The sequence below is a fragment of the Luteibacter pinisoli genome (genome assembly GCF_006385595.1).
Taxonomy (GTDB): Bacteria; Pseudomonadota; Gammaproteobacteria; order Xanthomonadales; family Rhodanobacteraceae; genus Luteibacter; species Luteibacter pinisoli.
On sequence record NZ_CP041046.1, the window covers coordinates 955,602 to 977,240 of the forward strand.

Annotated in this window: 19 protein-coding genes; 12 read left to right on the plus strand and 7 right to left on the minus strand. The window is 63.3% G+C overall.

Annotated features, from left to right (window positions below):
• The first annotated feature begins 86 nt into the window (after positions 1–86).
• Positions 87–734 carry a maleylacetoacetate isomerase gene (gene maiA / locus FIV34_RS04310; RefSeq protein WP_211352709.1) on the plus strand — a complete coding sequence of 216 codons (648 nt, stop codon included), beginning with the start codon at positions 87–89 and terminating at the stop codon, positions 732–734.
• Between the two features lie 81 nt (positions 735–815).
• Here the strand turns inward: maiA and FIV34_RS04315 are convergent, their stop codons facing one another.
• On the minus strand, positions 816–1,925 hold the full coding sequence (locus FIV34_RS04315; protein WP_139980025.1) for a PilT/PilU family type 4a pilus ATPase: 1,110 nt from the start codon (positions 1,923–1,925) through the stop codon (positions 816–818).
• A 93-nt stretch (positions 1,926–2,018) separates the two neighbouring features.
• On the opposite strand from FIV34_RS04315, the gene FIV34_RS04320 reads away from it, so the two are divergent.
• The 7 genes from FIV34_RS04320 to FIV34_RS04350 all read left to right on the plus strand — a co-directional run bounded on the left by FIV34_RS04320 (position 2,019) and on the right by FIV34_RS04350 (position 8,896).
• Complete coding sequence (locus FIV34_RS04320; protein ID WP_139980027.1) at positions 2,019–2,594, plus strand: DUF4398 domain-containing protein; 576 nt, start codon at positions 2,019–2,021, stop codon at positions 2,592–2,594.
• Complete coding sequence (locus tag FIV34_RS04325) at positions 2,594–3,259, plus strand: DUF4398 domain-containing protein (protein WP_170207514.1); 666 nt, start codon at positions 2,594–2,596, stop codon at positions 3,257–3,259. The genes FIV34_RS04320 and FIV34_RS04325 overlap by 1 nt, the downstream gene beginning before the upstream one ends.
• Positions 3,260–3,523: 264 nt before the next feature.
• Positions 3,524–3,754 (plus strand): HP1242/YdcH family protein, encoded by a 231-nt coding sequence (locus tag FIV34_RS04330; RefSeq protein ID WP_139980029.1) that lies wholly within the window; start codon positions 3,524–3,526, stop codon positions 3,752–3,754.
• A 184-nt stretch (positions 3,755–3,938) separates the two neighbouring features.
• The gene (locus tag FIV34_RS04335) at positions 3,939–5,309 is read left to right on the plus strand and encodes a pyridoxal-phosphate dependent enzyme (protein ID WP_139980032.1); all 1,371 of its coding nucleotides are present in this window, start codon (positions 3,939–3,941) and stop codon (positions 5,307–5,309) included.
• Positions 5,310–5,325: 16 nt separating this feature from the next.
• Positions 5,326–7,155 carry a glutamine--fructose-6-phosphate transaminase (isomerizing) gene (gene glmS, locus FIV34_RS04340; RefSeq protein ID WP_139980035.1) on the plus strand — a complete coding sequence of 610 codons (1,830 nt, stop codon included), beginning with the start codon at positions 5,326–5,328 and terminating at the stop codon, positions 7,153–7,155.
• Complete coding sequence (locus tag FIV34_RS04345) at positions 7,152–8,513, plus strand: phosphohexomutase domain-containing protein (RefSeq protein WP_139980037.1); 1,362 nt, start codon at positions 7,152–7,154, stop codon at positions 8,511–8,513. The genes glmS and FIV34_RS04345 overlap by 4 nt, the downstream gene beginning before the upstream one ends.
• Entirely contained in the window at positions 8,510–8,896 is a 387-nt protein-coding gene (locus tag FIV34_RS04350) for a GtrA family protein (protein WP_139980039.1), read from the plus strand. Before FIV34_RS04345 ends, FIV34_RS04350 begins: the two co-directional genes overlap by 4 nt.
• A gap of 33 nt (positions 8,897–8,929) precedes the next feature.
• Here the strand turns inward: FIV34_RS04350 and FIV34_RS04355 are convergent, their stop codons facing one another.
• The 6 genes from FIV34_RS04355 to rfbB are packed head-to-tail and all read right to left on the minus strand — an operon-like array spanning position 8,930 to position 15,040.
• A complete protein-coding gene (locus tag FIV34_RS04355) occupies positions 8,930–10,162 on the minus strand; it encodes an acyltransferase family protein (protein WP_139980041.1) in 1,233 nt (410 codons plus the stop codon).
• A gap of 56 nt (positions 10,163–10,218) precedes the next feature.
• Entirely contained in the window at positions 10,219–11,631 is a 1,413-nt protein-coding gene (locus FIV34_RS04360) for a mannose-1-phosphate guanylyltransferase/mannose-6-phosphate isomerase (RefSeq protein ID WP_139985680.1), read from the minus strand.
• A gap of 7 nt (positions 11,632–11,638) precedes the next feature.
• Positions 11,639–12,559 (minus strand): dTDP-4-dehydrorhamnose reductase, encoded by a 921-nt coding sequence (gene rfbD, locus FIV34_RS04365; protein WP_139980043.1) that lies wholly within the window; start codon positions 12,557–12,559, stop codon positions 11,639–11,641.
• Positions 12,556–13,113, minus strand: coding sequence for a dTDP-4-dehydrorhamnose 3,5-epimerase (gene rfbC, locus FIV34_RS04370; RefSeq protein WP_139980045.1), 558 nt, complete (start codon positions 13,111–13,113; stop codon positions 12,556–12,558). Before rfbC ends, rfbD begins: the two co-directional genes overlap by 4 nt.
• On the minus strand, positions 13,110–13,994 hold the full coding sequence (gene rfbA, locus FIV34_RS04375; RefSeq protein ID WP_139980047.1) for a glucose-1-phosphate thymidylyltransferase RfbA: 885 nt from the start codon (positions 13,992–13,994) through the stop codon (positions 13,110–13,112). The genes rfbC and rfbA overlap by 4 nt, the downstream gene beginning before the upstream one ends.
• Positions 13,991–15,040: a dTDP-glucose 4,6-dehydratase gene (gene rfbB, locus FIV34_RS04380; RefSeq protein WP_139980049.1), complete on the minus strand. Its 1,050-nt coding sequence runs from the start codon at positions 15,038–15,040 to the stop codon at positions 13,991–13,993. The genes rfbA and rfbB overlap by 4 nt, the downstream gene beginning before the upstream one ends.
• A gap of 178 nt (positions 15,041–15,218) precedes the next feature.
• Here rfbB and FIV34_RS04385 point away from each other — a divergent pair, with 178 nt between their 5' ends.
• The 4 genes from FIV34_RS04385 to FIV34_RS04400 all read left to right on the plus strand — a co-directional run bounded on the left by FIV34_RS04385 (position 15,219) and on the right by FIV34_RS04400 (position 21,630).
• Positions 15,219–16,385, plus strand: coding sequence for a trans-sulfuration enzyme family protein (locus tag FIV34_RS04385; RefSeq protein WP_139980051.1), 1,167 nt, complete (start codon positions 15,219–15,221; stop codon positions 16,383–16,385).
• Positions 16,386–16,529: 144 nt separating this feature from the next.
• Positions 16,530–17,312: an ABC transporter permease gene (locus tag FIV34_RS04390; RefSeq protein ID WP_139980053.1), complete on the plus strand. Its 783-nt coding sequence runs from the start codon at positions 16,530–16,532 to the stop codon at positions 17,310–17,312.
• A gap of 9 nt (positions 17,313–17,321) precedes the next feature.
• Positions 17,322–18,074, plus strand: coding sequence for an ABC transporter ATP-binding protein (locus FIV34_RS04395; RefSeq protein WP_139980055.1), 753 nt, complete (start codon positions 17,322–17,324; stop codon positions 18,072–18,074).
• Positions 18,022–21,630: a glycosyltransferase gene (locus FIV34_RS04400; protein ID WP_139980057.1), complete on the plus strand. Its 3,609-nt coding sequence runs from the start codon at positions 18,022–18,024 to the stop codon at positions 21,628–21,630. The genes FIV34_RS04395 and FIV34_RS04400 overlap by 53 nt, the downstream gene beginning before the upstream one ends.
• Positions 21,631–21,639: the final 9 nt, after the last annotated feature.

A 21,639-nucleotide genomic window follows, 5' to 3' on the forward strand; every position in this document is an offset into this window, starting at 1 on the left:
GGACACGATGAGCTCCAGCTTCGGGTGCGGGGAAACCCTGATTGTAACGTCCCCGCTAGAATCGGCCGACCACCGAAGGAATCGCCATGGCCCTCGCCCTGTACACCTATTGGCGCTCCAGCGCCGCCTACCGCATCCGTATCGCCCTGAATCTGAAGGGATTGGCCTACGAGGCCCGGCCCGTGCACCTGCTCAACGAGGGTGGGGAGCACCTGAAACCGGCATATCGGGAGGTATCGCCGCAGGGACAGCTGCCGACCCTGGTGGACGGCGATTTCGTGGTGCGCCAGTCCATGGCCATCCTTGAATACCTGGAAGAGACCCGGCCGACGCCGGCGCTGCTCCCCGCCGACCCCCGCCACCGCGCCCGCGTGCGTGAGCTGGCCCTGGCCGTGAGCACGGATATCCATCCGCTGGGCAACCTGCGGGTGCTCAAGGAGATCGAGGGGCGGTTCGGGGCGGACGCCGCGGCCAAGGCGGCGTGGAGCCGGCGCTGGATCGGCGGTGGTTTCGATGGGATCGAGGCCCTGCTGGCGCAGGGGCCGCGTGGCACGTTCAGCTGGGGCGACACCCCGACCCTTGCCGACGTCTGCCTGGTGCCGCAGTACTACAACGCCGTTCGCTGGGAGCTGGACCTCGGCCCGTACCCGCTGATCCGCCGCGTCGTCGAAAACTGCAACGCCCTGGAGGCCTTCCAGAAAGCCGCCCCCGAGTCCCAGCCCGACGCCCCGTAACCCCCAATAAAAAAATGCGCCCCTACATGCAAATGTAGGAGCGCACCCTGTGCGCGAAAAGCCAACAACGCGGTGTAGGCGCTAAACCCCAATCCCATAAGGATCGCTGGACGCAAACTCCGTCCCCGTCGCTCCTTCGGACAGGCGGATCTTCAGCGCCAGGCCATCGCGCGAGTCCGCCTTGTTCAGGCACTCGTCGAGGGTGATCTGGCCTTCGCGGTACAGGCGGTACAGCGACTGGTCGAAGGTCTGCATGCCTTCCTGCAGGCTGCGGTCCATGGCGTCCTTCACCTCGTGGATCTGGCCGCGGCGGATCATGTCGCGGATCAGCGGGGTGTTGAGCAGCACCTCGGTCGCCGGGATGCGGCGGCCTTCCTTGCCCAGCACCAGGCGCTGGCTGATGACCGCGCGCAGGTTCAGGGCCAGGTTCATCAGCACGTTCTTGTGTGCCGATTCCGGGAAGAAGTTGAGGATGCGCTCCAGCGTCTGGTCCGCGTTGTTGGAGTGCAGGGTAGCCAGGCAGAGATGGCCGGTTTCCGAGAACGAGATGGCGGCCTCCATGGTCTCGGTGTCGCGGATCTCGCCGATCATGATCACGTCCGGCGCCTCGCGCATCGCGTTCTTCAGCGCCTCGTGATAGCTGTGGGTATCAAGGCCCACCTCACGCTGGTTGACGATGGAGCGCTTGTGCCGGTGCAGGTATTCGATCGGGTCCTCGATGGTGAGGATATGGCCCGAGCTGTTGGTGTTGCGGTGGTCGAGCATGGCCGCCAGGGTGGTGGACTTGCCCGAACCGGTGGCACCGACGACCAGGATCAGGCCGCGCGGCTCCATGATCAGGTCGCGGAAGATCGACGGCAGGCGCAGCTCTTCCAGCGAGGGAATCTCGCTCTTGATGGCACGGATGACCATGCCGATCTCGCCACGCTGCTTGAACACGTTGATACGGAAGCGGCCCGCTTCCTTCACGGCCAGCGCCATGTTCAGCTCAAGGTCGCGCTCGAACTGGGGCACCTGGCCTTCGTCCATCAGGGAATAGGCGATCTTCTTGACCATGCCGCTGGGCAGGCCCGTGTTGCCAAGCGGGTAAAGCTTGCCTTCCACCTTGATGTTCACCGGGGCACCGGTCGTCAGGAACATGTCCGACGCGCCCTTGTCCACCATCAGTTTCAGGAAATAACCGATATCCACCTAAACCCCCGTTGGTTCGCATTACAATCGAGACGACGGTCTCCCGACCTTCTATATCGACAATATCCCGCAAAGCTGTATGAGGAACGAGTGATGGTGCACAACTTGCCGTCGAACGCCCTGCCGAAGGGCCGCCGGCGCCTTGGCCAGGCCGCCCTGGCCCTGGTTTTCGCCACCCTTGCGGGCTGCGCGAGCGTTCCCCCGCCGGATGGTTCCATGAACCAGGCCCTGGCCCAGTTGCAGGCTGCCCGCGATGCGGGTGCTGCCGATTATGATCCGGTTGACCTGGATTATGCCCAGAGCAAGTTCCGCCAGGCGCAGGCCGCCATGGCGGCCAAGAAGTACGACGAGGCGTCGGTGCTTGCCGACGAGTCGCGCGCGGACAGCGAGCTCGCCCGCGCCAAGGCCCGCCTGGGGGCCGCCCGCGCCCAGAACTCGGCCAAGAGCAAGGAAAACGCGCAGATGCGCGTCGAAATGATCGACAACCACCAGAACGACACGGTGCCGATCCCGAACAACGTGCAGGAAACCGAATCGGTCCTGCCCGAGGCGACGGACACCACGCCGCCCCCGGTCGGTGGCCAGACCCAGCCGCTGAATGACCAGGGCGGCTACGTGCAGCCGCAGAACGATCCGCAGCCCCAGCAGAACAACCAGGGAGGCCAGTAATGAACCGCTATACCGTCCTCCTCTCCGCCCTGGCGCTGGCTGTCTCGGCCGGCACGGCCATGGCCGCGACCGACGACCTCGACGTCCGCCGCCTGAACACCAGCCTGGATCAGCTCTCGACCGACCCCACCCTGGGCAACTACGCGCAGGCGGAGCAGGCCCGGGCGCGCGAGGCCATCAGCCAGATGGCCCAGTTCAAGCCGAAGGACAAGGAACACGCCCATTACCTGTACGTCGCCGAGCGCCGCGTGGACATCGCCAAGGCGATGGCGCAGCTGCAGGACGCCCAGGCCAAGAGCGCCCAGCTGGACCGCGAGCACGACGCCATCCTGCTCGAAGCCAGCCGCCTCGACACCGAAATGGCCCGCCGCCAGCTGGAGCAGCAGCGCCAGCAGAACCAGATGATCCAGGAAGAAGCCGCCCGCCTGCAGCAGCAGGGCGTGGAATATTCCCAGGCGCTGGAGCAGGCCAAGGCCGAGGGCGACAAGGCCCGCCAGGTCGCCGCGGCACAGGCCAAGGTGGCCAATGCCGCGAAGAAGCAGGCCGCGCTGGCCGAGGCCGCCGCACGCGCCATGCGTGACATGGGCTCGTCCGATGGCGGTGCCCCCGCCAACACCCCCGCCACCGGCTCCTCGTCGAAGAAGCGGTCTTCGGGCGGTAACTGAGCGCGACGGCGCAGCATGGGCGGCCGGGAAGCCCCGCCGCCCATGGCTGTGGCGTAAACCGTTGCTGATGCAACCGTTTTTCGCAGGATCTTTGAGGTTTTTCGCTCTTGCGACCCTCCGGACAGCGGAGTAGGTTGGACTTCCCGTCACTGAAAAAACACCTGACGGGGTTCTGCCGGAGCATGCCTCGCGCCTTCGCGTCCGCATGGCTCCCCTCACGACCGCCCCGCGTCGCGGGTCGGCCCCACCGCGAGGAGTACCGCAATGTTCGAAAACCAGCAGCGCGACGACGTTGAAAAATTTATCGGTGCCGACAAGGACACCCGTCGTCTCTACTTCCGACACCAGGAGCTCAACGACAAAGTCGAGGAAGCCAGCCGCGGCTGCCTTCCGCTTAGCGACATCGAGCTCCGCACGCTGAAACAGGAAAAGCTGCAGGCGAAAGAGAAGCTCGAACGAATGTGGGATACCTGGCAATCCACGCGGCAACACTGACGCCGCCATCGAGTACAGCAAAGGGCGCGCCTGTCGCGCCCTTTTTGTTGCGCCGCATTAAGGGAACCTGCCTGCCGAACCCGTGGTCTTGCCTACATCGTTTCGCCGTAGCCTTAACAGCGGGATTCGAACAGGCGCGGCACCCATTATCATGGGCGCCCAGAGAGTCATCTACGGAGTTCGAATGAAGGTTCAAGACAGCGTCCTCGATCTGATCGGCCGCACCCCCATGGTGCGGGCCCAGCACCTGGATACCGGCTGTTGCGAGCTCTTCCTCAAGCTGGAGAGCGCCAACCCGGGCGGTTCGGTGAAAGACCGCATCGGCAAATCGATGATCGAAGGCGCCGAGCGCGCCGGGAAGATCAAGCCCGGCGATACCCTGGTCGAGGGCACCGCCGGCAACACCGGCCTGGGCCTGGCCCTGGTCGCCCAGCAGAAGGGCTACCGCCTGATCCTGGTGGTGCCCGACAAGATGAGCCGGGAAAAGATCTTCAACCTGAAGGCGATGGGTGCCGAAGTGGTGCTCACACGTTCGGACGTGGCCAAGGGCCATCCGGAGTACTACCAGGACATGGCCGAGCGCATTGCGCGCGAGACCCCGGGTGCGTACTTCATCAACCAGTTCGGTAACCCGGACAACCCGCTGGCGCATGTCCAGACCACCGGCCCGGAAATCCTCGACCAGCTCGACGGCCACGTCGACGCCATCGTCGTCGGCTGCGGCTCGTCAGGCACCATGAGCGGCCTCACCGCTTATTTGCGCGAGCACTCGCCGAACACCGAGATCGTCCTGGCCGATCCGGTCGGCTCCATCCTGGCCGAGTACATCAACGAGGGCACGCTTTCGGAGAAGTCCGGCTCGTGGATGGTCGAAGGTATCGGCGAAGATTTCCTGCCGTCGATCAGCGATTTCTCCATGGTGAAGAAGGCCTACGCCATCACCGACAAGGAAAGCTTCCTGGCCGCGCGCGAGCTGCTGGCGAAGGAGGGCGTGTTGGGTGGTTCGTCCACGGGTACGCTGCTCTCGGCCGCGCTGAAGTACTGCCGCGAGCAGACCACGCCCAAGCGCGTCGTCACCCTCGTCTGCGACACGGGCAACAAGTACCTGTCGAAGATGTACAACGACTACTGGATGCTCGACAACGGCTTCATCGAGCGCGAGCACTACGGCGACCTGCGCGACCTGATCCTGCGTCCCTACGCCCGCCGTGACACGGTGGTGGTGAAGCCGGACGACATGCTGATCACCGCCTACAACCGGATGAAGCTGTACGACGTCTCGCAGCTGCCGGTGATGGAGGGCGACCGCATCGTCGGCATCCTCGACGAATCGGACGTCCTGCTGCACGTGCACGCGGATGAGTCGAAATTCCGCGACGTGGTGGCTACGGCGATGATTGCGTCGCCGGAGATGCTGCAAGTGACGTCGCCTATTGAATCCCTGCTGCAGGTATTTGAAAAAGGTCATGTGGCCATCGTGGTCGACGGAGAGCAATTCCTCGGCCTGATTACCCGCATCGATCTGCTCAATTACCTGCGCCGCAAAGTTAACTGATAAGGAAGACACGACCATGTGTGGAATCGTTGCCGCTGTAGCGCAGCGTGATATTGCTCCTATCCTGATCGCGGGCCTCAAGGCCCTCGAATACCGCGGCTACGATTCCGCGGGCATGGCCATCGCTGACGAGGGCGAAATTCGCCGCGTCCGTGCGAAGGGCAAGGTGCGCGAAATGGAAGCGCTGTACGACGCCGACCCGATTCCGGGTGGCACGGGCATCGCACACACGCGCTGGGCGACGCATGGCGTGCCCAGCGAAGTGAATGCGCACCCGCATGTGCAGGGCCGCATCGCCATCGTGCACAACGGCATCATCGAGAACTACGCCAGCCTGCGCGAAGGCCTCCAGGCGAAGGGCCGTACGTTCCATTCGCAGACCGACACCGAAGTGATGGGGGCGGTGATCGACGAGCACGTGCAAGCGGGTAAATCGCTGCGTGATGCCGTCACCGCCGCCGTGCGTCAGCTGGAAGGCGCGTACGCCATCGCGGTCATGAGCCTGGATGAGCCGGGCCGTATCGTCGGCGCCCGCCGCGGTTGCCCGCTGCTGGTCGGCATTGGCATCGGTGAGCACTTCCTTGGCTCCGATGCCCAGGCGCTCATCAAGGTCACCAACCGGATGATGTACCTGGAAGAAGACGACATCGTCGAGATCACTCGCGGCGGCGTCGAAGTCTTCGATATCGAAGGCAATCCGGTGGATCGCGCGGCACACGAGAGCGAGATCAGCGCTGACTCCGTCGAGCGTGGCGAGTACCGCCACTACATGCAGAAGGAGATCTTCGAACAGCCGCGTGCCGTGGCCGATACGCTGGAAGGGCGGATCGGTCCGCACGGTGTGTTGCCGAACATCTTTGGCATCGATGCCGATCCGATCCTCGACAAGACGCGCGGCATCCACATCGTCGCCTGCGGCACCAGCTATCACGCAGGCATGGTCGCCAAGTACTGGATCGAGGAGTTCGCGCGCATCCCGGTCGTGGTTGAAGTGGCCAGTGAGTATCGCTACCGCGACGTCGTCGTGCCCGACGACACGCTGTTCGTGGCCATCTCGCAGTCCGGCGAAACGGCCGACACCCTGGCGGCGATGCGCGAATCGCGCCGACGCGGCTATCTGGCCACGTTCGCCATCTGCAACGTGCCCGAGTCTTCGGTGGTGCGTGAATCGGATCTGCGCCTGATGACGCGCGCCGGCCCCGAGATCGGCGTGGCCTCCACCAAGGCGTTTACCACCCAGCTGGCCGCGTTTGCGCTGTTGGCCCTGGACCTGGGGCGTCGCCGTGGGCTGGATCACGCACAGTACCTGGCGCATTGCCAGGAGCTCCAGTCGCTTCCGCGCTACATCGAGAACGCGCTGAAGAGCGAAGGTGAGATCATCAAGATCGCGGATCACTTCATCACGAAGCAGCACGCCCTTTTCCTCGGGCGAGGCGCGCAGTATCCGGTTGCCCTGGAAGGGTCGCTGAAGCTTAAGGAGATCTCTTACATCCACGCCGAGGCGTACCCGGCTGGCGAGCTGAAGCACGGCCCGCTGGCGCTCGTGGACGAAAACATGCCTATCGTCGCCGTGGCGCCGAACGGTCCGCTGCTCGACAAGCTGAAATCCAACCTGCAGGAAGTGCGGGCACGCGGTGGCGAGCTGATCGTGTTCGCCGACGAGCGTGTTGAGATGGATACGGATACCGAGCGCCTTGCCACGGTTTTCGTGGATGGCGGCAGCGACCTGATCGCGCCCGCGGTCTTTACCGTGCCGATGCAGCTGCTCGCCTATCACGTTGCTGTCCAGCGCGGCACCGACGTTGACCAGCCGCGTAACCTGGCCAAGTCGGTGACGGTGGAATAAGCGTGAAGTGTTTCAAGGCGTATGACGTCCGCGGACGGGTTCCCGACGAGCTAAACGAAAGCGTGGCCTATCGACTAGGCCGCGCCTTCGCGCGAACCGTGGGCGAGGGCCCCGTCGTGGTGGGTTATGACATTCGCCGCGACAGCCCGGCCTTTGCGCAGGCCATTATCCGTGGCCTGAACGACGAAGGCCGCGATGCCATCGACATCGGGCTGTGTGGCACGGAAGAGGTGTATTTCCAGACCTTCCATCGCGGCGTCGCCGGCGGCGTGATGGTGACGGCCAGCCACAATCCCATCGACTACAACGGCATGAAGCTGGTGCGTGAAGGCGCGCGGCCCATCAGTGGCGACACGGGCCTGCGCGATATCGAGCGCCTGGTGGAGGCGGATGCCTTTGGTGCGCCCGTTGCCACCCGGGGCCGCGTCCTGGTGGATCACGACAAGTCGGCGTACATCGCGCACCTGCTCACCTACATCGACCCGGCGGCGCTCAAGCCGCTGAAGGTCGTGGCGAATGCAGGCAATGGCGGTGCCGGTGCGGTGATCGACCTGCTGGAAAAGCACCTGCCGATCGAGTTCATCCGCGTCAACCACGAACCCGACGGCAGCTTTCCGAACGGCATCCCCAACCCGCTGCTGCCCGAGAATCGTGCGGCGACCGCCGAGGCCGTGCGCGAACATGGCGCGGACTTCGGGATTGCCTGGGACGGCGACTTCGATCGCTGCTTCTTCTTCGATGCCGACGGCGCGTTCATCGAGGGCTACTACATCGTGGGACTTCTCGCAGCGCAGATCCTGGAGACGCATCGCGGCGCGAAGATCATCCATGACCCTCGCCTGACCTGGAACACCATTGATATGGTGAAAGCCGCAGGAGGCATACCGATCGAGAGCAAGACCGGCCATGCGTTTATCAAGGAAAGGATGCGTGCCGAGGATGCGGTCTACGGTGGCGAGATGAGCGCGCATCACTATTTCCGTGAGTTCGCGTATTGCGATTCGGGGATGATTCCGTGGTTGCTGTTGGCCGAGCGTGTCTCGGCAACGGGGCTGGGCCTGGCCGACATGCTAGCGGCGCGCATCGCCGCCTTCCCGTGCAGTGGGGAACTCAACTTCGTCGTGAATGACGCGGCTACCGCGGTGGCGCGCGTGATGGCGTTTTATGCGGGGCAATCGCCTAGCGTGGAGCGGGTAGATGGCGTGAGCGCGGATTTCGGCACATGGCGCTTTAACCTGCGCTCATCCAATACCGAGCCGTTATTGCGACTCAATGTCGAGTCGCGTGGCGATTCGGCGCTGATGCACGCGAAGGCCGACGAAATCGCACGCATTATCCAGGGAGCGGGTAGCGCGTGAAGCGACAGGCGATTCAGTTCGCGGCTGCGGGCGTGCTGGGCTTCCTCATAGACACTGGTGTCCTCTACGTCGCGTTGTGGGCAGGCCTTGGCTATTACGCGGGGCGCGCCGTTTCCTTCCTCTGCGCCGTATTTGCCACCTGGCAGGCCAATCGACGCTTTGCGTTTGCCGAGGGGCGCCGCGAGTCCGTGTGGCTTGAGTGGTGGCACTACCTGGCTGCGATGAGCCTGGGCGGGGTAGTGAACTATCTTGCCTATACGGTCGTCGTGCTCCGGGCGCCGTCGTCCCAGCTCACTCCCTTATTCGCGGTAGCGGCCGGGTCGCTGGCCGGCATGGTCGTCAATTTCATCAGCGCGCGGTTCTGGGTGTTCCGGGGGCGTTGAGCGGCCTCGAAATAGGCTGAGTTTTGGCTGTCTCTACTGAGTGGTGGCTTCAGTCGGCGCGACAATTGCCCGATCTCTCGCCGACTGGCTTTCTCGGGTGGCCCACTTACCGACGCGGTTTGCCAGGCGGATAGCGCCCTCATCGAAAATTCGGCGGAACGGCTCAGCAAGGATAAGCGTCAAGATCACTACAACGGCGATTGCCGACCAGGCTGCCGTGGAGTAGCTCGCATGGCGCGCGACGGCTTTGAACACGGCTGCTCCGGCCGACCCCAGGATCAGCGTGTGGATCAGGTACACAGTGAACGACACACGCCCGAGCCATGCCACCGGTCGCGCCGTAAGAATCGTGTGAGCCAACGGGCTTGCTACCACGCCCGCTACGAGGAGCCAGGCGCCGAGCAGTTCATATAGTGCCGGCCAGTTCCATGAAAGTCCGGCGTGCTCTTGTATCCAGTTTGCCAAGACGACGAGTGGCACGTAGAGAGGTGCGTTCGATTTGTAACTGGCGACAAAAATGCCTAAGGGAATTGCTATTGCCGCAAACCAGCGCGTGCGGAATAGGGCGGGCAACCTGCCGATGTAAGCGCCCACGATGAACATGGCAAAGTAGGTACCGGGATTGCTTGAGATGTGCCACAACAGCAAGGCTGCCGCTGCCGCAGCAAGGCCCGAGTAACGGAAACGACCGAACAGCGCGAGAAATGCGAATAGAAGCATGGAGCCATAGAACTCCAGCTGGATGGTCCACAACACGTAGTCGTAGCTGGTGTGGCCAAGTAGCAGCGAGCCGTAGACCGCTTCGTTGAGCGCCTGTACGAAGCTATGTGGGCCGCGATAGGAATCCCAGACGAAACTATGCGGCAACTCAGGTGACACCGTATGAAACGCATGCGCGGCCATGAGCAGGTAGCCGAACATGACAGCGGCAGCCACTGGAACGCCGAGGCGGAAATAACGCTTGATGGCCGAGCCGCGAAGGTAGTCGATATCTGCGCCTTCGAAAAAGCGCTTGGCGAGCACATAGCCGCTCAAGACGAAGAAGAGGCTCACGGCGAACCCGCCGGAGTACAGAATGTATAGCGGGCTATTGAAGAGGCCCGGTTCCCACGTCTCGCGAAGATCGGCGGCCGCACCCGTGTGCGTGAACGGGAAATACCCGAACATGGCATGGGAAAAGACCACGGCGAGCGCAGCGAGGCCGCGCAGGCCGTCAAGTCCCGTGTCCTTGCGGCGCGCCGGCATCTTTAGAGGTTCTACTTGCATGAAGACTGCCTTTCCTTGAGGCGATTTACGTTCCGCACCTTGCGGACATGGATGAGTCAGGCCCGGCCGTAAACGTCGTCGAAGCGGACGATATCGTCTTCGCCCAGGTAGCTCCCCGATTGAACCTCGATCAGTTCCACCGGCACCTTGCCCGGATTGCGCAGGCGATGCCGGCTGCCCAGTGGAAGATAGGTGCTCTGGTTCTCAGCGAGCAGGAACACCTTATCGTCGCAGGTGACCTCAGCGACGCCCTTGACCACGATCCAGTGCTCGGCGCGATGGTGGTGCATCTGCAGGCTGAGTGCCGCACCGGGCTTGACCACGATGCGTTTCACCTGGAAGCGGTCGCCTGATTCCAGAGAATCGTATGAGCCCCACGGGCGCCGCACGACGCGATGGAGGTCGTGCTCGGTGCGGCCAGCGGCTTTCAGCTGATCAACGATCTTCTTGACATCCTGCGAGCGGTCGCGCCGTGCCACGAGGGTGGCGTCGGGGGTAGTCACGATCACCACGTCATCGAGGCCGATGGTGGCCACGAGGTGGCGGTCATGGGAGCGAATGAGCGAGCCGCGCGTATCCAGCGCGATGACATCGCCTTCGAGGCGGTTGCCCTGGGCATCCTTGTCTGCCGCCATCCACAGCGCATCCCACGAGCCGATGTCCGACCAGCCGCAGGAGACCGGTACGACGGCGGCGTGCGCGGTCTTTTCCATGACGGCGTAGTCGATGGAGTCGTTCGTCGCGGCGGCGAATGCCTCGGCATCGAGCCGTATGAAGTCGAGATCCACATGCGCCTTCTCGAAGGCGGCTCGCGCTGCCTCCAGCATGGCAGGTGCGTGTTCCGCGAGCTCGTCGAGGTAGCGGTCGGCCCGAAACAGGAACATACCCGAGTTCCAGTCGTACTCACCGCTGTCGAGATAACGCTGGGCTACGTCCTGAGCGGGCTTTTCAACAAATTCAGCGACCCGGAACGTCGTAGCGTCTAGCGCGTCGCCCCGGCGTATGTAGCCGAAGCCTGTCTCGGGGCGGTCCGGGCGGATGCCGAAGGTGACCAGTGAACCGGCGATCGCAGCCGGTCGTGCCTGTGCGACAGCGTCGGAAAAACTGACTTCGTCGCCAATGAGGTGGTCGGCAGGAAGAACGAGCACGAGCGCATCGGCATCACGCTTAAGTGCTTGGAAGGCGCCGACGGCGATGGCGGGCGCGGTGTTGCGCGCCACTGGCTCCAGCAGAATGCTCGCTCCGTTGATGCCGAGTTCCTGAAGCTGTTCTGCCGCCAGGAAGCGGTGATCAGCGGCAGCGACCACGATGGGCGCTGCCACGTCATCCAGGGCCATCACCCGCGTGGCCGTTTGCTGGAACAGCGTCCGGTTGCCGGAAAGCGAGAGGAACTGCTTCGGAAGGTTACGCCGCGAAATCGGCCAAAGGCGCGTGCCGCTGCCGCCGCTTAGGATGAGTGGAATCAGCATCATGGCCTCACGATGCGCGAAGCGCGCGGATGGTATCGCGGAGGCCTTCGCGCCAGTCCGGCAAGGCGTGGCCGAACGCTTGCACGAAGGAACGATTGTTGAGGACGGAGTAGGCCGGCCGCCGGGCGGGCGTAGGGAATTGATCGGTGCTGATAGCGCGCACGACGGGTCGGCGCGCAAGGACGCCTGCTTCAACGGCATCATCGAACAGGGCGTCGGCAAAGCCGTGCCACGTCGTCTCGCCACTGGCGGTCAGGTGGTAGGTGCCGGTCAGCGCGCCATCGTTGGCGGCCGTGTAAGCATCCAGCGCGGCGAGCGTCCCGGCCACGATGAGCGCCGCGGTGGTCGGCGTTCCGTGCTGATCGGCGACGACGCTGAGTTCATCGCGCTCCGCGCCCAGGCGAAGCATGGTTTTCAGGAAGTTGTGCCCGACTGGTGAATACACCCACGCCGTACGAAACAGGAAGTGACGAGCGCCGCTTTCGCGCAGTGCGATCTCGCCGGCGAGCTTGCTCCGGCCGTAAGCGCCCTGAGGATCCGTTGCATCGTCGGCGGCGTAGGGCGTCGGCGAATCGCCGGCGAAGACGTAGTCTGTCGAAAAATGCACGACCAGTGCGCCATGCGCCGCAGCCCAGCGGCCGAGCACGCCGACGGCGTCACCATTGACCTGTGTCGCTAGCGCTTCGTCGCCCTCGGCCTTGTCCACGGCGGTATACGCCGCGGCGTTCACGATCACGTCAGGGCGCTCACTATGGAGAAGCGCTTCGAGGGCTGCGCTGTCGCTGAGGTCGGCAAGGGCGCCGCGTGCACCGGGCGCCGCCGTGCCTTCGCGGGACCCCGCGACCAGGTCACCGCGCGCAGCGAGGCCACCGTCACTGAGGAACGTCTGGCCAAGCTGGCCTTGCGCACCTAGCAGGAGGATCTTCAACCCACGTACTCCGGAAGGCGTTCAGCAGGCATGTCGGCCAGAAACACCGCCCTGGCATCCTTGTCCGAGAGTAACGGTGCCGATACCGGCCAGTCGATCCCAATAGCCGGATCGTCCCAGCGGATCGAGCCATCCGCCTTGGCGTCATACAGGTTCGTGCACTGGTACGAAAACGTCGCATGTTCCGAAACCACACAAAAACCGTGAGCGAAGCCCTCCGGGATCCAGAAGTGCCGGTGGTTCTCGGCCGTGAGCATCACACTGGCCGACTGCCCAAAGGTAGGCGAACCACGGCGGATGTCGACGGCTACGTCGAAGACCTCGCCCTCAAGCACGCTAACCAGCTTGCCCTGCGGGTTCGGCCACTGGAAATGCAGGCCGCGCAGGACGCCTCGGGCCGAGCGCGAGACGTTGGACTGCACAAAGCGGCAATCGATGCCGCCAGCACGGTACTTGTCTTCGTTGTAGCTCTCGTAAAAGAAACCGCGCGCGTCGCCGAACACCTGCGGCTCGATGACGATGCAGCCGGGCAACGATGTTTCGATAAACTTCATCCGACGTAGCCCTGCCTGGTCAGGTTCTGCAGATACTGGCCGTAGCCGGTCTTGGCAAGCGGCTCCGCAAGGCGAAGCAGTTGCTCGGCGTCGATCCACTTGTTGATGTATGCGATCTCTTCCGGGCAGCACACCTTGAGGCCCTGGCGATTCTCGATCGTCTGGATGTACTCACCGGCTTCCATCAGGGATTCATGCGTACCGGTATCCAGCCATGCGTAACCACGGCCGAGCTGCTCCAGATGCAGCGTATTGTCGTCCAGGTAGCACCGGTTCAGGTCCGTGATTTCCAGTTCGCCACGCGCCGAGGGACGTAGCGACCCGGCGAAATCCACGGCGCGGTTATCGTAGAAATACAGCCCTGTCACCGCGTAGTGCGACTTTGGTGTTTCGGGCTTTTCTTCGAGTCCGATCACTTTGCCATGGGCGTCGAACTCAGCGACGCCGTATCGCTCCGGATCACGCACCCAATAGCCGAAGACCGTAGCGCCGTGGTCCCTGGATGCGGCGCGTTTCATCCGCTCGGTCAGGCCCACGCCATAGAAAATATTGTCGCCCAGGACGAGGCAGCTGGGGTCTCCGCCAATGAAGTCCTTACCGATGACGAACGCCTGTGCGAGGCCATCGGGTGACGGCTGCACGGCGTACGTAATGTTGATGCCCCATTGGCTGCCATCGCCGAGAAGGCGCTGGAACAGGTGCTGCTCATGGGGCGTGTTGATGACCAGGACATCGCGGATCCCCGCGAGCATCAGGGTCGCCAACGGGTAGTAGATCATGGGCTTGTCGTAGACAGGCAGGAGCTGCTTGCTCACCGCCTGCGTGATCGGGTAGAGACGCGTTCCGGAACCGCCGGCAAGGATGATGCCCTTCGTCGTCATGCGCCAAGTCGCTCCAGTTGGTAGCTGCCATCGAGAATGCCGCGCACCCAGGCCTCGTTCGCGAGGTACCAGTCGACCGTCGCCCGAATGCCGGATTCAAAGGTGTGCGCTGGCGTCCAGCCCAGTTCATCCTTCAGCTTGCTGGCATCGATCGCATATCGACGATCGTGTCCGGGGCGGTCGCGCACATACGTGATGAGTGTTTCGTGCGGTTTGCCGCCATCGAGCGGGCGGAGCTCGTCGAGAATGGCGCAGATCGTCTTCACGACGGTGAGGTTGGTACGTTCCGAATTGCCGCCGACGTTATACGTCTCGCCCAGTCGGCCCCCTTCGAGCACGCGCGCGATGGCGCTGCAGTGATCTTCGACGTAAAGCCAGTCGCGGATATTCAGGCCGTCGCCGTAGATGGGCAACGCTTCGCCTGCCAGCGCCTTCTGGATAACCAGCGGGATCAGCTTTTCGGGGAACTGGAACGGGCCGTAGTTGTTCGAGCAGTTCGTGGTCAGCGTGGGCAGCCCGTACGTATGGTGAAACGCACGGACAAGATGGTCAGATGCTGCCTTGGACGCCGAGTACGGCGAGTTAGGCGCGAACGCCGTCGTCTCCGTGAAAAGGCCTTCCGCGCCCAGCGACCCGTACACTTCGTCAGTGGAGATGTGCAGGAAGCGGAACGCGTCGGCTGCTTCGCCCTCCAGGCCACGCCAGTAGTCGCGCGATACTTCGAGCAGGCCCAGGGTGCCGACGACGTTGGTCTCGATGAAAGCGGCGGGGCCATCGATCGAGCGGTCAACGTGCGACTCCGCGGCGAAATGCACCACGGCATCGGGGCGGTGCGCCGCGAGCAGGCCTGCGACAAGCGTCCGGTCGCCGATGTCGCCGTGGACGAAAACGTGGCGTGCATTACCTTCCAGCGAAGCGAGCGTGCGCAGGTTTCCTGCGTACGTGAGTTTGTCCAGGTTGACGACGGTATGGCCGGCCTTGATGGCCTGAAGGACGAAGTTCGCCCCAATGAAGCCGGCGCCGCCGGTGACGAGCAATGTCTTCATGGATCCTTTATGGGCAGGACTCGGACCTGTCATTGTGCCTGAGCCTGCGAAAGATCGGTAAATGGGTGCTTCCGGGACCCGCTGGGGGTCTCAGCGAGGTGAGTGGGGCTAATCGGCTAAACTAGCGAATTGGTGCGTCATCCGCTCTTCGCTGAGCCAACCTAACTTGTTGATAGACATGGCAAAAAAGCATATCGAGCCTCTTGGCCTGGGTACCAGGGCGATTCATGCGGGGCAACATCCGGATCCGTCGACGGGCGCGATCATGACCCCGATCTATGCCACGTCGACGTATGTCCAGGAAAGCCCAGGCAAGCACAAGGGCTATGAATACTCCCGCACCCAGAACCCCACCCGCATGGCTTACGAGCGCTGCGTGGCAGACCTCGAGGGCGGCGTGGCAGGTTTTGCCTTCGCGTCCGGCCTGGCCGCGGCGGCCACCGTGCTCGACATCCTCGACACTGGCAGCCATGTCATTGCCATGGATGACCTTTACGGCGGTAGCTACCGGCTTTTCGAGCGCGTGCGTCGCCGCTCGGCAGGCCTGGACTTCAGCTTTGTCGACCTCAACGACGAGCAGGCCCTCAAGGCGGCCCTGAAGCCGACCACCCGCATGCTTTGGGTCGAAACGCCGACCAATCCCATGCTGAAGCTGGTTGACCTGAAGAAAATGGGCGCCTTTGCACGCAAGCACGGGCTGATTTTTGTCGTCGACAATACGTTCTGCTCGCCCATGGTGCAGCGTCCGCTCGAGTACGGAGCCGACCTGGTGCTGCATTCGGCGACGAAGTACCTGAATGGCCATTCAGATATGGTGGGCGGGATCGTCGTCGCCGGTAACGACGACATGGCCGGCCAGATGGCGTTCCTGCAGAACAGCGTGGGCGCGGTCGGTGGTCCGTTCGACTCGTTCCTGGCCATGCGCGGCCTGAAGACCCTCCATTTGCGCATGCGCGCGCATTGCGAGGGCGCGCTGGACCTGGCCCGCTGGCTTGAACGCCACCCCGTGGTCGAGAACGTTATCTACCCCGGCCTGAAGAGCCATCCCCAGCATGCCCTGGCGCGCCGGCAGATGGATGGGTTCGGCGGCATCATTTCCATGCGCGTGAAGGGCGGCCTGCGTAAGGCGCGCCGCGTGCTGGAACGATGCGAACTTTTCGCTCTGGCGGAGTCGCTGGGCGGCGTCGAGAGCCTGATCGAACACCCGGCCATCATGACGCATGCGTCGATTCCGCCCGCGCAGCGCAAGCGCCTGGGCATTGACGACAATCTCATCCGCCTGTCCGTCGGTGTGGAAGACCTGGCCGATCTGCGCCGGGAACTGGACGCCGCCCTGTCGGCGTGACATCCACCCGTATCACTGGGTCTCCGCGCCACCACCGGTGGCCGGGTGCCGTGCCGATTCAGCACGGGTGCCGCACACTACCCGGTCGTTGTCGCCAGCCGGGTGCTGGCACGGTCCCCTCTCGATTTACCTAGGGTCTCATACATGTTGAAACTCGCCGCGACCGACCTGAAGCAGAGCCTCGCTTCCTGGCGGCTTTGGATGCTCCTTGGCTGGATTGAAATCCGGCAGCGCTACGCACGCTCGCGCGTCGGACCCTTCTGGTTGACCATCAGCATGGGCGTCATCATCACGTCCATCGGCGTGGTGTACGGCACGCTGTTCGGCCAGAAGATGAGTGAATACCTCCCTTACCTGGCCGCCAGCCTGGTCACGTGGGGCATGTTCGCGAGTACGGTGCAGGAGGGCAGTACGGCCTACATCGCGAACGCTGCCTATATTCGCCAGGCGGCAACGCCCAAGCTGATCTACGTGCTCCAGGTGCCTTGGCGCAACCTGCTGATCCTCGCGCATAACTTCGTCATCATCGTGTTGCTTCTGGCGATCTTCGGCGTGCCCAGCTGGGTCTCCCTGCCGCTTTTCGTCCCGGGGCTGGTCATCCTTGCGCTCAATGCGACGTGGATCGCGATGCTCACGGGCCTGTTCTCCGCCCGGTTCCGTGACCTCCCGCAGATCGTGGCCTCGCTGGTGCAGGTGGCATTCTACGTGACCCCGATCATGTACCGCCCCGAGGCGCTCACGCGCTTTTCGTTCCTGGTGCGCTGGAATCCTCTGGCGTACCTGCTGGACGTAGTACGGCAGCCGTTGCTCGGGCAGATTCCCAGCACCCATACCTATATGGTCACCATTGCGATGGCTATTGTCGGCTGGCTCTTCGCGCTTGCGGTTACCAATCGGTACCTGAAGCGCATCTCCTATTGGGTTTGAGGTACGTTCATGGCTTTCATCCAACTCACGGGCGTCACGCTCGACCTGCCGATCTACGAAGTGCACGGCCGCTCACTGAAGCGCCAGATGATGCGCCTCGGACGCAAGAACGCCATTGCCGAAGGCAATGATGGCGTCGTCGTGGTACGCGCGCTTTCCGATGTGACGGTCCGATTCGAGAGCGGCGATCGTATTGGTCTTATTGGCCACAACGGTGCCGGCAAGTCCACCATCCTTCGCGTGATGGCAGGCATCTATGCCCCGACGGTGGGCGAGGTTGCCCGGGAGGGCAAGGTCGTTCCCCTGCTCGACATCAGCCTGGGCATGGACGACAACTCGACGGGCTTGCAGAACATCCGTCTGCGCGGGCTGCTGCTCGGCATGACAGACAGCGAGATCAAGTCCAAACAGCAGGAGATCGCTGAGTTCTGCGAGCTGGGCGATTACCTCGACCTTCCGATCCGCACCTATTCGAGTGGCATGCGGGTTCGCCTCGCGTTTGCGATCTCCACGGCGGTGGACGCCGAGATCCTGCTCTTGGATGAAGTGATGGGCGTGGGCGACGCGTCGTTCATGCACAAGGCGCAGGCGCGCCTGGCTGACTTGCACCGCCGGTCGGAAATCGTGGTGCTGGCCATGCATTCGAACGCCGAAATCAGGCGTACGTGCAACAAGGTACTTTGGATGGATAACGGCGGCGTCAGGATGTTTGGGCCAACGGAAGAGGTCGTCTCGGCCTACGAGGCCTTCGTCAGTTCCTGAAGAAGCGACACGCAGCAGAGCGGATACAGCGGCACGGGCAGCCGACACAGCAGGGGGTACGCATATGTTTCCGAGTGACAGGGATTCTTTGAAGTTGGCCATGGACGGGGGGGCTCATCCTTTTCCCATGTGGCTTGTAGATCGCGTCAAGCCGGCGCTGATCGTGGACGTGGGCGAGCCGCTCGGCAGTGCGTACCTCGCGTGGTGTCGCGCTGTACAGCTGCTTGGCCTGCCGACGCACGTGTACTCGCTCGATATTGACGGGACGGGCGCGGCGTCCGAGCACGCCACCGCCGAGCACGAGATGCTCTACGCTGCGTTCTCGCACGCCATGCAGCTGCCGCTGGACCAGGCGCTCGAAGTGTTTCCCGAGGGTTCGATCGATCTGCTCATCGTGCCAGCGACCGGTGCACACACGCCGGCGAGTCTCCTTGATGCCTGGATGCCCAAGCTGTCCTCCAGTGCGGTCGTGATGATCCGTGGGCCCCTGGGTGAAGGATCCACGCGAGACGCGTGGGACACGATGCGCGACCGGTATCCCTCGACCGAAGGGGACGAGGGTCGCCATCGTCTACTCCTCGTCGGTGCCGACGCTCCTGCGCGCATCCACGACATCTTCGGTACGCAGGACCAGGGCCGTGCGATCGCCACCAGCCTGCGATCCTACGAGAACGAAGGAGACACCCAGGATACCGATGACGCGGGCCGGCAGATGGAAACCGTGGCGCGCCGCTTGTCCGCGCAGTCGTCCGAACTGGACGACGCGCGACGCGCCTTGGCGGAAAAAGAGCATCTGCTCCGCCAGGTGGAAGACTCGCGCATGTCGTACGAGCGGAAAATCAAGGCACTGACGAGAGCGCTGGAGAACGCGGACATCGCGTCTCAAGCCACGCTGGTCAACCTGCGCGAAGCCCGGGCCAAGGTCGACGAACTCCTTGGGTCGCGTTCGTGGACGATCACGGCGCCGTTGCGTGGCGTAACGACGGCGATTCGATTCACCCGGGACGTGGTGAAGGGCAGTCTCAGGGTCGCACTCTCCGGCCCCCGCCGGATCGCCGCACGTGGCTGGCGACAGACCATGCGTGATGCTGCGCAATCGCTGACTCATCCGCGTAGTGCGCTTAAGCGCCTGAGGGGCGACACCACCTTGGCGGGCGAGAAGCCGGTCTACACATTGTCGCCGCCCCCGCCGGCGACGACGCGGCTGCGCCAGCGTGTCCTTATCGTCGCGGAGATGAGTCTTGCGCAGTGCCTGAAATATCGCGTGCTGCAAAAGCAGCACATGATCCAGGACCTGGGTGTCGACTGCACCGTCGTACCGTGGCAGGACGTCGCCTCGGCGCGCGACTTCCTCCAGACCCACACCATGGTTATCTTCTACCGGGTTCCGGGCTTCCCACCTCAGTTGGAAACCATCCGGATGGCGAAGGAACTGGGCATGCCCACGTTCTGGGAAGTCGACGACCTGATCTTCGACGCCGAGCTGTACAAGACCAACTCAAACCTTGATGACCTGCACAAGAAGGTGCGCGAAGGCATCATGCGCGGCGTGCCCCTTTATCGGGCCGCCATGCTCGCGTGCGACGCATGCATCACGTCGACCGCCTCGCTGGCAGACGTGATGCGTTCGGCAGGTGTCGCGACGGTGCACATTGTTGAAAATGCCCTGGATGGTGAAACCATCCGCGTGGCGGAAGAAATCAATGTGTCACCGAAGAAGGCCGACGGCCTGATACGCATCGTCTACGGGTCAGGCTCCGCGTCGCACGACACGGATTTCCGCCAGGCGGCACCTGCCATCCTGAACCTCCTGCGCGCCCGATACGACGTGCGCCTGACCATCATCGGCTCCCTTAACCTTCCGGAAGCGTTCAGCGCATTCGACACGCAGATCGAACGGCTTCCTCCGTCCGATTACGCGACGTATATGAAGCGTCTCGGCAACTGCCATGTGAACATCGCCCCGCTTGAGCCGAGCGTGTTCAATGACGCCAAGTCGAATATCAAGTACCTCGAGGCCGCGATACTGAAGCTTCCCTCGATCTGTTCGTCGACCGCCGAGTTCGCGCGAACCATCGAGCATGGCCAGACGGGCTTTCTCGCGTCCACTCCCGCTGAGTGGGAAGAGGCGCTGTTCCGTCTCGTGGAAGATGCCGAGCTTCGCCGCCAGATTGGCCAGAAGGCTCATGATCACGTCGCAGCGCACTACACGCCGGAGACGATGGCGCGCGAGCGCGTGGAGCCTATCCTTGCGCCTTTCCGCCGCTTCCAGAAAGACCGCCTGCGCGTGCTTGGCGTCAATATCTTCTTCGAGCCGCGCAGCTTCGGCGGCGCCACGATCGTGGCAGAGCAGGTGGCCCGACGGATCAACGCGGGCAACGACATCGACTACGCCATGCTGACGTCGCTGCCAACGTCGGACGTGCACCCGTACAAGGTGGTGCGTTACCAGTCGTCGGCCGCCGAAGTGTTTGCGATGGGCCTGCCGTTTGAAGGGAATCCGGCATTCGATTTCGATAACCCGTACCCGACGATCGCCTTCCGCGAAATCCTTCGTGCATGGCAGCCGGACGTGGTGCACCTGCATTCGATCCAGGGTTTCGGTGTGCAGTTGGCGGAGGTCTGCCAGGCCGAAGGCATTCCCTTCGTCGTGACGGCCCACGACGCCTGGTGGATCTGTGCACGCCAGTTCATGATCACGCGTGAAGGCAAGTACTGCCACCAGCGCAAGGTGGACCTCAACGTGTGCGCCAAGTGCGTGGTGCACCCCGCGCTCAATCCCTATCGGCAGTTTCGTCTCCACGAGGTGCTGTCCGGCGCCGATCGCCTGATCGTACCCAGCCAGTTCTTCCGTGGGCTGTACGTTGACAACGGGTTCAATCCGGCAACGACCGTGGTGAACAAGAACGGCGTGGTCGCCCCGCGGCGCCGCGCCGAGCGAAGCGCGCCCAGCGGGCGGCCACTGCGGCTCGGTTTCGTGGGCGGCGAGGGGCCGGCGAAGGGCAGCGAGCTGATCAAGCAGGTACTCCGCGAGATGCCCGAACACACCAACTACGAGTTGCTCGTCGTCGACGGCGCGCTCAATCTTGGGCGCCGGGTGATCTTCGAATCCACCTGGAGTATCCCCGGTACGCTCCGCATCGTTCCCGCCTATACGCAGGATACGATCGATGACTTCTTCGAAGGCGTGGACGTGCTGCTATTTCCCACGCAGTGCAAGGAAAGCTTTGGCTTGTCCGTCCGTGAAGCGATGATCCGGGATGTCTGGGTTATCGCCACGGACGCAGGTGGTGCCGTTGAGGACATCGTGCCGGGGGAGAACGGTGACGTGGTGCCCCTCGAGGATGACGGCGCACGCTTCAAGGAAGCGCTGCGGCGTCTTCTGGATGATCCGGCAAGGCTGGACGGTTACCGTAACCAGCACGTCGACATGATCCGCGTGTTTGATGAGCAGGCGGCGGAGCTCTCCGCCATGTTGAAAGACGTGGCCGCGCGCAATCCAGTGGACCACGATCCCCTCGTGGAACGGGTGCCGTTGGACCTTCGGGGCGCCTGAGGCGCCCCG

What these genes read in the sequence shown, in the direction of transcription:
- maiA (WP_211352709.1), top strand. Translation starts at nt 87, where the DNA reads ATGGCCCTCGCCCTGTACACCTATTGGCGCTCCAGCGCCGCCTACCGC.
- FIV34_RS04320 (WP_139980027.1), top strand. Translation starts at nt 2,019, where the DNA reads ATGGTGCACAACTTGCCGTCGAACGCCCTGCCGAAGGGCCGCCGGCGC.
- FIV34_RS04325 (WP_170207514.1), top strand. Translation starts at nt 2,594, where the DNA reads ATGAACCGCTATACCGTCCTCCTCTCCGCCCTGGCGCTGGCTGTCTCG.
- FIV34_RS04330 (WP_139980029.1), top strand. Translation starts at nt 3,524, where the DNA reads ATGTTCGAAAACCAGCAGCGCGACGACGTTGAAAAATTTATCGGTGCC.
- FIV34_RS04335 (WP_139980032.1), top strand. Translation starts at nt 3,939, where the DNA reads ATGAAGGTTCAAGACAGCGTCCTCGATCTGATCGGCCGCACCCCCATG.
- glmS (WP_139980035.1), top strand. Translation starts at nt 5,326, where the DNA reads ATGTGTGGAATCGTTGCCGCTGTAGCGCAGCGTGATATTGCTCCTATC.
- FIV34_RS04355 (WP_139980041.1), bottom strand. Translation starts at nt 10,162, where the DNA reads ATGCAAGTAGAACCTCTAAAGATGCCGGCGCGCCGCAAGGACACGGGA.
- FIV34_RS04360 (WP_139985680.1), bottom strand. Translation starts at nt 11,631, where the DNA reads ATGCTGATTCCACTCATCCTAAGCGGCGGCAGCGGCACGCGCCTTTGG.
- rfbC (WP_139980045.1), bottom strand. Translation starts at nt 13,113, where the DNA reads ATGAAGTTTATCGAAACATCGTTGCCCGGCTGCATCGTCATCGAGCCG.
- rfbA (WP_139980047.1), bottom strand. Translation starts at nt 13,994, where the DNA reads ATGACGACGAAGGGCATCATCCTTGCCGGCGGTTCCGGAACGCGTCTC.
- rfbB (WP_139980049.1), bottom strand. Translation starts at nt 15,040, where the DNA reads ATGAAGACATTGCTCGTCACCGGCGGCGCCGGCTTCATTGGGGCGAAC.
- FIV34_RS04385 (WP_139980051.1), top strand. Translation starts at nt 15,219, where the DNA reads ATGGCAAAAAAGCATATCGAGCCTCTTGGCCTGGGTACCAGGGCGATT.
- FIV34_RS04390 (WP_139980053.1), top strand. Translation starts at nt 16,530, where the DNA reads ATGTTGAAACTCGCCGCGACCGACCTGAAGCAGAGCCTCGCTTCCTGG.
- FIV34_RS04395 (WP_139980055.1), top strand. Translation starts at nt 17,322, where the DNA reads ATGGCTTTCATCCAACTCACGGGCGTCACGCTCGACCTGCCGATCTAC.